Source organism: Shewanella sp. BJSY2023SW005 (assembly GCF_047314585.1).
Classification (GTDB): Bacteria; Pseudomonadota; Gammaproteobacteria; order Enterobacterales; family Shewanellaceae; genus Shewanella; species Shewanella algae.
Map to the genome: position 1 here is coordinate 19,499 of NZ_JBKORJ010000038.1, position 12,033 is coordinate 31,531.

A 12,033-nucleotide genomic window follows, 5' to 3' on the forward strand; every position below is an offset into this window, starting at 1 on the left:
TTACTCCTCGCGGGTCACGCGCAGCACTTCTTCCAGGGTAGTGATCCCCGCCAGCACCTTGACCATGCCGTCATGGCGAATGCTGGGGCTGTGCTGACGAATATATTTTTCAATCGCCAGTTCGCCACGGCCGCCGTGAATGAGTTCGCGGACGTTGTCGTCCACCAGCAGCAGTTCATGGATCCCGGTACGGCCACGATAGCCGTTATGGCCACAGCTCTTGCAGCCCTTGGCGCGATAGATCACTGCTTCTTCATCGCCTATGCCCAGGAGCTCACGTTCGCGGGCATCCGGGGCGTGGGCCTCCTTACACTCGTTGCATAGAGTCCGCACCAGGCGCTGGGCCAGCACCCCCAGCAGACTGGAAGACACCAGGAAAGGCTCAACGCCCATGTCCTGCAAACGGGTAATGGCGCCGGAAGCCGTGTTGGTGTGCAAGGTGGAGATCACCAGGTGGCCTGTGAGTGAGGCCTGCACCGCGATCTGGGCTGTTTCCAGGTCACGGATTTCCCCTATCATCACCACATCAGGATCCTGACGCAGAATGGCCCGCAAACCGCGGGCAAAGGTCATGTCCACCTTGGTGTTGACCTGGGTCTGGCCTATGCCTTCCAGTTCGTATTCAATCGGGTCTTCAACTGTGAGTATGTTGATGTCGTTGTGATTGATTTCGGTCAGACCGGCATAGAGGGTAGTACTCTTGCCCGAACCTGTAGGGCCGGTAACCAGAATAATGCCGTGAGGTTTACGGATCAGCTCATCAAACTGGCGGCGGATGCTGTCTTTCATCCCCAGCTGTGCCAAGTCCAGATTACCGGCGTTCTTGTCCAACAGACGCAGCACGACCCGCTCGCCGTGGCTCGACGGCATGGTCGATACCCGCACATCCACGGCGCGGCCACCAATACGCAGCGAGATCCGGCCGTCCTGCGGCACCCGCTTCTCGGCGATATCCAAACGAGCCATTACCTTGATCCGCGATACCAGGAGTGAGGAAAGCTTACGGTTCGGCTTGAGTACTTCCTTGAGCACACCATCGACCCGGAAACGCACCACCAGCTGCTTCTCGTAGGTTTCAATATGAATATCCGAAGCCTCTTCTTTGATGGCTTCAGACAATAAGGCGTTGATCAGCTTGATGATAGGTGCATCATCTTCCCCTTCCAGCAGATCTTCGGTCTGCGGCATCTCTTCTGCCAGGGTAAAGAGATCCATCTCATTGCCTATGTCTTCCATCAGCTGCTGCGCCTCGGAAGAGTTACTCTGATAGGCCTGGGTCAGGTAGCGCTCAAACTCATTGGCTTCCAGCTTGTGCAGCGGTAGCTCCTGACCGGCATAACGACGCACCTCAAACAGCACAGACAAAGGTGTTGCCTGGGTGTAATACAGAGTCAGCCGTTCCTCCGGGTCTTTGCTGAGCACCAGGTTGTATCTGTGGGCAAAGGCAAACGGCAGCCGCTCACGGCTGTTTGAATGAAACAGCTCGTCACTCTCGGCCTCGGCGACCAGCGCCAGCTCACTGGAAACCTGAGCCAGCTCTTCTGTTGGCGGCTGGACTTCACTCATCGGCTTCGCCCTGTTTGTTCTCATCCAATGTCTTCAGGGTGGAGTCCGTCTTGCGCATCTTGGTATCCAGCCCCTTACCTTGCTTATAGCGCTCGAGGATCTCATTGACCTCGGGTGGCAGATACTCTTCCTGGCTCCATTCTTCCAACATAGGCACATTGGTGTTTGGCATAAGGTTAATGCCGCGCTTCTGTTGCTCCAGCTGCAAGGCACGGAAGTAGTTATACTTACGGCCGGCAATGCCTTCCATGGTGACACCGTCACGGATAATGGTCGGCTTGATAAACACCATCAGGTTCTTTTTCTTCTTGCCGCTGCTGGACGATTTGAACAAATGCCCCAGAATTGGAATATCCCCCAGGAAAGGCACTTTCTGTACGCTCTCCTGCACCTCTTCATTGATCAGTCCACCCAGCACCACGATTTGGCCCGAGTCGGCCATCACAGTAGTGGTCAGACGACGGGTGGCAAAGGTCACGTCCACATTGGTCTTGCCGTTGATACCGGACACTTCCTGCTCAATGGTGAGCTTGACCGCGTTGCCTTCGTTGATCTGTGGCACCACCTTGAGCTTGACCCCGACTTCCTTACGTTCAACGGTTTGGAACGGGTTACTGTTGCCATTGGTAGAGTTTTGCGCACCTGTGAGGATAGGCACTTCGTCACCAACAATGAAGGAGGCTTCCTGGTTATCCAGGGTGGTAATAGAAGGAGTCGCCAACACGTTGGAGTTGGTATCGCTGGACACAGCCTGCACCAGGGCGCCAAAGTCGCCCATGGTCACGCCCCAGGCCATACCGTTCACCTTACCGAGCGCCTGAGCCAACAGGGTGATATCACCCTTGGTGTCAGGGTTTTGGGTACAGGTCAGGTTGTCACCCGAACCGGTACAGGTCTGGGAAGCCTTCTGATCCTGCGCCGCCCAGATACCCGCGCCAATTTCACCTATGGTGGGGCCAAGGTTATTGAACTGAGTACCGCCACCTGCCTCGGTGGCCCACTGAATGCCGAAGCCCACGTCATCCCCTTCAGCTACCTCGACTATGATGGCTTCCACCAGCACCTGGGCTCGGCGGATATCCAACTGGTTGATCACACTCTCCAGGGTGCGCATCTGATCCGGCTCGGCGCTGATCACCAAAGCATTGGTGTCTTCATGGGCCATGATATTGATTTCGTTGCGGCGTTTGCCTCCGGCGCTGCCGGGGGCTGGTGCGGCACCATCTTTACCTTCCAGTTTTTGGGCAAAGCCGGTCAGCACCTCCACCAGGTCTTCGGCCTTGGCATAACGCAAGTAGCGAACCTTGGTGTTACCTGTGCTGGCCTGCTCGGCGTCGAGACGATGAATAAGCTCCACCACCCGCTGACGGCTGCGTTCATCGCCACTGACCACCACGGCGTTGATACGCTCGTCGGCCACCACTTTGGGCGCCTGGCCCGGCAGTTGTGCCTGGTTGGCACTGGCGCGATAGAGGGTATCTATAATACGTACCATTTCACCGGCAGAGGCGTATTCCAAAGGCACCACCTGCACTTCGGTGTCACCCTGTTTGTCCACCCGACGTACAATCTCCACCAGCTTGTTGACCACATTGGCGCGGCCGGTGATCATCAAAACGTTGGAAGGATCATAGTTGACCACGTTGCCGCCACCGGCGTTGTCATTGAGCTGACGCAGCAAAGGCGCCAACTGTTTGGCTTCTGTGTTGTACAGCGCCACAATGCGGGTCACCATCTCATCGCCAAGTCCCGGGGTATTGTCATCGGCAACCCGAATGGAAGAGGTCTTGGCGTCTTTGTCTTTAATTACCTTGATGACATTGTTTTCCAGCTCGACCACGGCATAACCGTAGACCTGCAACACGTTGAGGAAGAACTGGTAATACTGCTCATCGTTGAGCATGTCATAGCTGCGGACATTGATTTTGCCGCGAATAGTAGGATCGACAATGATGGTCTTATTGAGGTTCTTACCAACTATGTTGATAAACTCCTGAATATCAGTGCCTTTAAAGTTCGCCGCATATTGCTCAGACCAAGCGCTTTGTTGGGTCAGCAAGGCCGCTGTGGCTACCAGACCAGCGATAAGCTTGGTTCGAATCCGTTTGTTGTTCATTATTGTACTTTCCCCTAAACCTGCTTTATTGCGGCAAACTGAACATGATTTCAACCAACTGACCTTCGCGCTCTACCATCACAGAGACCTCGGTCAGATCCGGCAGCTGGCCCATCACCTCCAGCGCCTGGCTCATATCAGTTAAATCATAACCATTGATGGATTTTGCCAGGTCATTGGGCTGGAACCCGGCATCCTTGAATAATCCGGCATCTTTACCCGGGTTGAGTCTGTACCCTTGTACTTCACCATCCTTTTGTACCGGAGAGATCGCCAGGTAATCGGTAATCTTGCTGGGATCGGCCAGCAACTCATCGCGGGAGGCCACCAACTCGCGGCCGATGTCGGCATCACGGCGGTCAACCTTGGTCACATCACCACCGCTGCGGGCCTGTTGCAGCTGGGCGTTGGCTTGTGACTGAGTGGTATATTGCAGGCCGTCGAGCATCAGAGTCTCGTAACGGCCGGCATTGGTAATAATGATGCGGTCGGCATACACCTCTTTCAGCGATGCCGAGGTACCCTTAATCTTGTCGCCCAGGCTGTAGGTTTCCTGACTGCCTTGAGACTCGATGATAGCCAGGCCTTTCTGCTCGGCACTGGATGCCACCACCCCGGTCAACAAAATCGACAGTGAAGTTTTTGGGGCATCTGTGATCATTTCGGCGGCTGGCTCAGACTTGGGCTTGGTGCTGCTGGCATCTTTCTTGCCGAACAGTGCCAAGCCGTTGATAGTGCCGATATCGACATTCTGGGATTGGGTGCCAGAAACCGGGGTTGGTGTCCAGTTGGCTGTCGGTTTGCCTGTTGGGATCAGCTTCCAGCTGATCTGTGCCATCAAATACAGAACCAACAGCATCAGTAGCCAAAACACGGCAGAGCTGGCGGGTTTTTGCGGTATGCTGCCCGTCTTGGCGATAATCTTATCCAATAAATCCATATTTTCCGGACCCTCTAATCAGGTCTCTGTTCTGATTATGATAGTGACTGAACCCTTCGCCATGCTAACCCACACTCTTGTTTGCAACAAGACCATAACAGGGAGTAGATTGGCGAAAATTGTACGATTATGCTACCTTTGCGCGCCTGGAAAGGGTGTGAAGCGCTCCACTGTTTAACCCCGTATCGACGGCTTGGACAAGGAATTTATCCCCGAGTTGTGAGCTCATCCCCTTTTTCATTTATGACAGGAGTATCCATGGCCAATAGCAATGACAACGCCGAGGCGATCCGGCTCGATAAATGGCTCTGGGCAGCGCGTTTTTACAAGACCCGCGCCCTGGCCAAAGAGATGATCAACGGCGGTAAAGTACATTACAACGGCCAAAGGACCAAATCCAGCAAACTGGCAGAAGTCGGTGCGCGCATTAGGTTACGCCAGGGATATGACGAAAAAGAGATCGTCATAAAAAAAGTTTCCGGTGTCCGTCAGGGGGCGGTTATCGCCCAGAGCCTGTACGAAGAAACACCGCAGAGCATACAAAAGCGGGAAAGTAATGCAGAAGCCAGAAGGCTCAACATACTGCATAATCCGGCGCCCGATACCAAGCCGGACAAGAAACAGCGGCGGCAAATCATCCGCTTCCGCGAGACCTGAATTAACAGTGAGAAACCCAATGAACCAAGATACTCTCCATCGCTATCTGTTTGATAACGCCGATGTAAGGGGTGAACTGGCCCAGCTCAGTGATAGCTACCGCCAGATAGTTAACACCCACGATTACCCGGAGCGCCTTAAGGTACTGCTGGGTGAATTGCTGGCCGCCACCTCGTTGCTGACAGCCACCCTGAAATTTGAAGGAGATATCAGTGTGCAACTCCAGGGTCAGGGTGGCCCCGTGTCACTGGCAGTGATCAATGGTAACAACCGCCAGGAATTGAGGGGCGTTGCCCGTTGGCAGGGCGAGATTGCTGCCGATACGCCACTGGAACAGCTCTTTGGTCAAGGCTATATGGTTATCACCCTTACCCCGACAGAAGGCGAGCGTTACCAGGGCGTAGTGGCTCTGGATAAGCCCAGCATCGCCGAATGTCTGGAGAGCTACTTTGCCCAATCTGAGCAATTGCCCACTGGCATCTGGTTATTTGCCGATGGCGAACATGCCGCCGGTATGCTGCTGCAAGTATTGCCGAGTGAGCAGAGTGAAAATACCGAGTTTGAACACCTGACTCAGCTGACTGCGACTATTAAGGCTGAAGAACTGTTCAGCCTGCCGGCCACCGAAGTCTTGCATCGCCTCTACCATCAGGAGCAGGTGCGACTGTTCGATCCGGTGAGCGTCAGCTTCAAGTGTACCTGCTCCCGTGAGCGCAGCGCTGCAGCCATCCGCACCCTGGCAAAAGAAGAGATAGACGCCATCATCCAGGAAAAAGGCCTGGTAGAGATGGGCTGTGAATACTGCAACAGCCACTATCGCTTCGACGCTATCGATATCGAAGCCATCTTTGCCAACGCTCAGGCACCGGATACTCCCCAATAATGGGGCGATAAATCTGTCGTTTTTCAAGAGGGCGAGTGATCGCCCTCTTTTTTTCACCATTTTCCAGATCTTGCTCACACTTCAGCCAGCGCTTAAGTTACAATCGCGCCAACCCGGCAGCAGACCGGGACCATACCAGACCTCACAATAGATGGAGACCTTACCTATGGCGGCAGAAGCAAACCGCATCCAACTCAATCTCAACAGTGCCCAACTGGTCGAGCAGGCTATTCTGCGCGGCGAAGGCACTCTGACAGCCAACGGCGCCCTGGTGGCCCAGACCGGCGAGCGCACCGGCCGTTCACCCGCCGACCGTTTTATTGTCAAGGAGCCGGGTACCGAGGCCGATATCGAGTGGGGCGCGGTCAACCAAGCGTTTGAACCTCAAAAATTTGCTGCCCTATGGGAAAGGGTCGAGGCCTATCTAGCCGACAAGCAAGTATTTGTCTCTGAGCTGGAAGTCGGCGCCGACGCCGATCACTACCTGCCTATCAGAGTCACAACTGAATACGCTTGGCACCAATTGTTTGCCCGTAACCTGTTTATCGTGCCAGAGCACTATAACCAGAGCCAGAAACCCGAGTGGCAGATTATCAATGCCCCAGGATTTGTCTGCTCACCCGAGCGTGATGGCACCAACTCAGACGGCACAGTTATCATCAACTTCGCCGAGCGTAAGGTACTGCTGGCCGGTATGCGCTATGCCGGTGAAATGAAAAAATCCATGTTCTCGGTACAAAACTTCCTGCTGCCGGCTAAAGACGTACTGCCGATGCACTGCTCGGCCAACGTCGGTAAAGATGGTGACACTACCCTCTTCTTCGGCCTCTCAGGCACAGGCAAGACCACACTGTCTGCCGATCCCAAGCGCTTCCTTATCGGTGATGACGAGCACGGCTGGGCCGAAGGCGGCGTCTTCAATATTGAAGGTGGCTGTTATGCCAAGTGTATCGATCTCAGCCAGAAGAATGAGCCGGTGATCTGGGATGCCATTCGCTTCGGTACTGTGCTGGAAAACGTGGTACTGGACGCGCAGCGCGTGCCCGACTACAAGGATGCCAGCCTGACCGAGAACACCCGTGCCGCTTACCCACTGGAGCACATCGCCCAGCGCAAGGAAGACAACCGTGGCAACGAGCCACACGCCGTGGTGTTCCTCACCTGCGACGTTTCCGGTGTCCTGCCCCCGGTAGCCAAACTCAGCAAGGAGCAAGCGGCCTATCACTTCCTCTCAGGTTATACCGCCAAGGTGGGTTCCACCGAAGTGGGCTCAACCGCCGCGATTCAGTCAACTTTCTCAACCTGTTTCGGTGCTCCCTTCTTCCCTCGCCCTGCCGGGGTATACGCCGAACTGCTGATGAAGCGTATCCAAGCCTTCGGCAGCCAGGTTTACCTGGTGAACACAGGCTGGACCGGTGGCCCTTACGGCGTGGGTAAGCGTTTCGACATTCCTGTCACCCGCGCCATTGTTGATGCCATCGTCAGCGGTGAACTCAAAGAAGTGCCGACCGAACATATCGAGCAGTTGAACCTGGATATCCCGGTTGCCGTCCCCGGCGTCGACAGCACGCTGCTGAACCCGGTCAACACTTGGGCCGATAAGGAAGAATATGCCAAGTACGCCAAGCAGCTGGCAGAATCCTTCCAGAGCAACTTCGCCAAGTATCAGGTGTCTGATGCCATCAAGGCCGCTGGCCCTAAAGCCTGATAACGACAGTTGATGATGAAAACGGCTCCATTAAGGAGCCGTTTTCTTTTCCGAGAATTATATGTTCAATACCAAACCTAAGAGCCACAATACATTAATCGTTTCATCATCCATTAGGCATTAACTTAGTATTAGCATAAGTTGAGTTATCAAGTTAATCAGCCTGTCTTATTACTGTCATATATATACTTTAAATTGCTCACTCCTGATTAATCATTAAACAATTCCCATATAAAAATAAGGGTATAACCAGTTACCGTACGACGATACAAATATACACTTTTGGGTAATTGTTATGACTAATATGTAACGGGAAAATTACGCGACAATTTTGTCTCAAGCAAATGCATCAAGGAGTGATAATGTACAAGGGTAAAATTCGCGGTCAAGGTATGACCGAATACATCATTATAGTAGCGCTTATTGCTGTCTCCGCCATTGGCGTATACAGCTTCTTCGGTAAAACCATTCGAAATCAAGTGGCGGGTCTGGCAACAGAGATGTCCGGTGTTGATTCGTCAGCTCAGATTGGTGCTGCCAAAACTGCTGCGGGGACAACCTCTACTGTTGCCAACGGTGATTATAACTTGGGTAACTATAACGCTGCTGCAAATAAGGCTGCGGCTGGTGGTTCTTCTGGTGGTTCAGGCGGTAATTAATACCTCTCTTACCTATAAAATGGGGAATACGTCTGGTGATTCCCCTTCTCATTCGTTAAAGGATTAACTCATGGCATCTAATAAACAGATGGGCCAAGGGATGACGGAATATATCATCATAGTGGCTCTGATCGCGATTACTGCAATTGGCGTATACAGTTTTTTTGGAAAAACAATACGCAACCAAGTGGCCGGACTTTCAAGTGAAGTTTCGGGGCAAGACTCCTCTGGACAAATATCCAATGCCAAGACAGCTGCCGACGATGCCAGCAATACAGCCGATAGCAACTACAACCTGAGCAACTATAACGAAGGGGCCAATAAGGCTGCCGGTGGTTCAGGTCAAGGCGGTGGCGACAGCGGAATCGACTAAACCAATACCAAGACCAGAGAGCAGGCAGGAGCAAAGGAATGATGCCTTCCCGTCAACAGGGGCAAGCCATGATAATGTCATTGATTCTTATGGCATTTGCACTAATGGTAATCCTCTTTAGTTTCAATGTGTCCCAACTGAATATCAAGGGCACTAAATTACAAAATACCGCAGATAATACAGCCTACAGTGTTGCCACTCTTGCTGCCAGGGACATGAATTTCAAGGCGTACACCAATAGAGCTGCGGTTGCCAATCAGGTAGCAGTAGCCCAACTCGTTGGCCTTTCATCTTGGTTCAATATGGCTGAAGTATTTTCACAGAATGCTTGCCGGGTATTGTGTGCAGTTCCCTACGTTGGCCAAGTGGTCAACGGTATCGCGCAAGTGGTAAAGGGGCTGAATCAAGGTGTGCAGCCTGCCATCAAAGTACTGGTCAATGTAGAAAATACCGTACTTAAAGCCATAAGTATCGCTCAGCAATCCATGCACTATGCAGGGGTAACAGCAGCGTTCGATAGCGCTGGCGATATTGTCAAAGCCAATGATCCAAATGCTCGTATGGATTTGATGCAAAACCCGCTATTGATACAAGATCTAAAGAATGTATGGGTAGACTTTCAAACTCTTCAAAAAAGACAAAACAGAAATAAGGGTGGCAGTCAGTATAAGGACTTTATAGGTGTCACTCTTAAATCCCGAGATCCTTTCAGCAACAAACGCACCTATAAACTGCCTTTCCCTTGGTCATTCCACTTTTTTCCGATCAAAGCCAAGACTTATAAAGCCGGCGGCAGCGAGCTTGTCAGCAACGGGAATCGTCCAGAATCATGGACATCCATGGATACCTTGAGTGTGCACTTTTCCAAGTTCAGATGTAAACGTTGGCGCTGCAAATGGCGTACCAGAGAAATTCCTGCCGGTTGGGGTGGAACCGTATCCGACAATAGAGCCATTCTCAGCAGGTTGAACGATAGAACTTACTGGGGAAGCAGCAGAGGACATAATAGAAGCGCATCCAACTTTGCAGCCGCCGATCAAGTGACCCGTGGCAGCTATGATGGCGTACAACCTTTCTATTCCCTGTCGAATTCCGCAAAAGGGAAAAGTGAAACCAGCAATATTCTGGTCGTGGTATCCAAAAAACAAGACAAAGTGAGAACCAGCAACAGCGTACCTCTCGGAGGGGACATGGTTGACCCTGCGACCAATGAAAAAATGCTGGGTGACAGAATGACCGCATTGGCCGCGGCACAAGTCTACTACTCGCGGCCGAGAGATCTGATGAAATCAGGTTCTGCCTGGGCCAGAAAAGATAGTAAGCATGAGTACGGCAACCTCTATAACCCATTCTGGCAAGTGCGCCTGAGCCAATCTACTCAAGGGGAGAGGGCCGCAGTTCAGGCTCTGACAAGGTTACTCTAATGCAGTTCATTCATCGACAACGGGGCCAGGCCCTGGCTGAATCAATCATAGGGATGAGCTTTGTGATAATCCCATTGCTACTGTTGCTACCTTTCGTCTCAAAAATAACCGGGGTCCAACACAGGGCTAATCAGGCGGCTCAATATGCTGCTTGGGAACGCACGGTATGGAAGGAGCAGGCACCTTCACGCATGGTCACTGGCAAGGGAATTTTCCTGGCAAAAAAAACGGAACAACAGTTATCAGCCCAACTCCCATGGCGCTTTTATCAAGGAAAAGGCCAGGTAATAGATAGTCGTCCACCTAAGCAATGGAACTGGGAACAGAATGTTCACCCCTTGCTGAAACACCAGACTCGCCATGATGGTTCTCTATCTGGCTTGATCAAGGATAAGGGGGAAGGAAAGAACCGTCTAAGCTTCGCCGAGCCGAGCTCCAAGATACCGGGTACGGTGAACTCTTTGATAAGCAAAGCACTTGGGGTGCTGGCCTATACCGGCTTCTCCCTTGAGCAAGATCAGTTCTACCGCACTCGCGTGGAAACTGATCTGGTACAGATGCACCTCGAGCCATTCGACAGTATGCAGCTGACTTATAAGGGCAACAGCGCCTTACTCGCCTCAGGATGGAATGCAGCTGGCCCTGAACATCTGCGTCGTAGAGCCGAACGCCTGGTACCAACCAACTACGCAGATGTCAGTTGGGTGAGAACCGCCCAAAAGGTTGCCAGCTTCATTCCCTTTGGTAAAGAACTGCACCCCAACTCCCTGAAGCTGGGCCATGTGGAAACTGAAGTACTGCCTGCAAACCGTCTTTGTAATTATGGTTCTAAAGGATGTGGAGGTTAACTATGAAACAACTCCTTTTGGGCTGTTGGTTTCTCAGCCTTCCTCTGCTGGCCGCTGAATGGCCTGAAATACAGTTTCCCGATTCCGCCACCGTGGAAGTGGTAGCTGAAGAAATGGTTTATCAAGGCACTCCCATGGCAACTTGGGTGATGCGGGATAAAAGCAATCAGATGATGACCGCAGCCTTCTTCAAACGCCAATGGCAGGGCAAAAGTGAACGCTTTGATGAACAGATGTTTGGCCAAGACTACATCATCAATAGCTTGCAACCACCTTTCCTGTTAACCGCCCGAATAAGGAAAGACTTTGATGGTGTTCTAGCTTACATAGGCATAAGTAAAGATCCCGGTAGCCCAGTCCATAGTAAGTTGGCATTTCCAATGCCGAGCGGTAGCACTGTGTTGTCTGATGTCAGTTCAAAGGATCTCTTCAAGAGTGGCCGAACCTTGGTTTTCAACAGCAACCGCACACTGGCAGATACCTTCCATTACTACCAACGTCACTTTCAACGTCAGGGTTGGAGCGAAGTTGGTACCTATCTGGATAGCGAAATCGGCACCCTGATGCTCACCCAGGGAAGCAACACTCTGGACATTAGCATAAACCGAAAAAATGGCTTGGTTTACGTGGTCGCTAACCAAGTTATGGAAGGGATTTAAGGTGTTAAACAAAAACCAAAAAGGACAAGCAAGCTTTGAGTATCTCGTGGTGTGCGGTGCCTTGGTCGCCGCACTCTTGACCCCAATAGAATCTCAAGGCGACCAGAATGTGGTCGAGCTGTGCCTGGAGGCTCTCAGAGCTTGGTATACCGCATTCGCCTATGCCAAATCACTGCCTGCATTACCTCTTTAGTATTGAG

At 52.2% G+C, this 12,033-nt stretch carries 12 protein-coding genes; 9 read left to right on the forward strand and 3 right to left on the reverse strand.

Annotated elements, in window-relative coordinates; translation table 11 throughout:
• The 3 genes from gspE to gspC are packed head-to-tail and all read right to left on the reverse strand — an operon-like array spanning position 1 to position 4,622.
• Positions 1 to 1,566, reverse strand: a complete 1,566-nt coding sequence (gene gspE, locus ACMHXI_RS12080; RefSeq protein WP_044733376.1) for a type II secretion system ATPase GspE — start codon at positions 1,564 to 1,566, stop codon at positions 1 to 3.
• Entirely contained in the window at positions 1,559 to 3,682 is a 2,124-nt protein-coding gene (gspD, locus tag ACMHXI_RS12085; RefSeq protein WP_025010645.1) for a type II secretion system secretin GspD, read from the reverse strand. The genes gspE and gspD overlap by 8 nt, the downstream gene beginning before the upstream one ends.
• Before the next feature lie 25 nt (positions 3,683 to 3,707).
• Complete coding sequence (gspC, locus tag ACMHXI_RS12090; RefSeq protein ID WP_025010644.1) at positions 3,708 to 4,622, reverse strand: type II secretion system protein GspC; 915 nt, start codon at positions 4,620 to 4,622, stop codon at positions 3,708 to 3,710.
• A gap of 258 nt (positions 4,623 to 4,880) precedes the next feature.
• Here gspC and hslR point away from each other — a divergent pair, with 258 nt between their 5' ends.
• The 9 genes from hslR (at position 4,881) to ACMHXI_RS12135 (ending at position 12,026) form a co-directional block, all read left to right on the forward strand.
• Entirely contained in the window at positions 4,881 to 5,279 is a 399-nt protein-coding gene (gene hslR, locus ACMHXI_RS12095; RefSeq protein ID WP_093981838.1) for a ribosome-associated heat shock protein Hsp15, read from the forward strand.
• Between the two features lie 19 nt (positions 5,280 to 5,298).
• Positions 5,299 to 6,162, forward strand: a complete 864-nt coding sequence (gene hslO / locus ACMHXI_RS12100) for an Hsp33 family molecular chaperone HslO (protein ID WP_025010642.1) — start codon at positions 5,299 to 5,301, stop codon at positions 6,160 to 6,162.
• 166 nt (positions 6,163 to 6,328) lie between these two features.
• Positions 6,329 to 7,870 (forward strand): phosphoenolpyruvate carboxykinase, encoded by a 1,542-nt coding sequence (locus tag ACMHXI_RS12105; protein WP_071238907.1) that lies wholly within the window; start codon positions 6,329 to 6,331, stop codon positions 7,868 to 7,870.
• A 362-nt stretch (positions 7,871 to 8,232) separates the two neighbouring features.
• The gene (locus tag ACMHXI_RS12110) at positions 8,233 to 8,529 is read left to right on the forward strand and encodes a Flp family type IVb pilin (protein ID WP_025010640.1); all 297 of its coding nucleotides are present in this window, start codon (positions 8,233 to 8,235) and stop codon (positions 8,527 to 8,529) included.
• A 70-nt stretch (positions 8,530 to 8,599) separates the two neighbouring features.
• Positions 8,600 to 8,902 (forward strand): Flp family type IVb pilin, encoded by a 303-nt coding sequence (locus ACMHXI_RS12115; protein WP_025010639.1) that lies wholly within the window; start codon positions 8,600 to 8,602, stop codon positions 8,900 to 8,902.
• 38 nt (positions 8,903 to 8,940) lie between these two features.
• Positions 8,941 to 10,326: a Tad domain-containing protein gene (locus tag ACMHXI_RS12120; protein WP_037474985.1), complete on the forward strand. Its 1,386-nt coding sequence runs from the start codon at positions 8,941 to 8,943 to the stop codon at positions 10,324 to 10,326.
• Positions 10,326 to 11,174: a hypothetical protein gene (locus ACMHXI_RS12125; RefSeq protein ID WP_159352703.1), complete on the forward strand. Its 849-nt coding sequence runs from the start codon at positions 10,326 to 10,328 to the stop codon at positions 11,172 to 11,174. The genes ACMHXI_RS12120 and ACMHXI_RS12125 overlap by 1 nt, the downstream gene beginning before the upstream one ends.
• A 2-nt stretch (positions 11,175 to 11,176) precedes the next feature.
• Positions 11,177 to 11,833 (forward strand): hypothetical protein, encoded by a 657-nt coding sequence (locus ACMHXI_RS12130; protein WP_025010637.1) that lies wholly within the window; start codon positions 11,177 to 11,179, stop codon positions 11,831 to 11,833.
• Position 11,834: 1 nt separating this feature from the next.
• Positions 11,835 to 12,026 (forward strand): hypothetical protein, encoded by a 192-nt coding sequence (locus ACMHXI_RS12135; RefSeq protein WP_025010636.1) that lies wholly within the window; start codon positions 11,835 to 11,837, stop codon positions 12,024 to 12,026.
• The last annotated feature ends 7 nt before the right edge of the window (positions 12,027 to 12,033 follow it).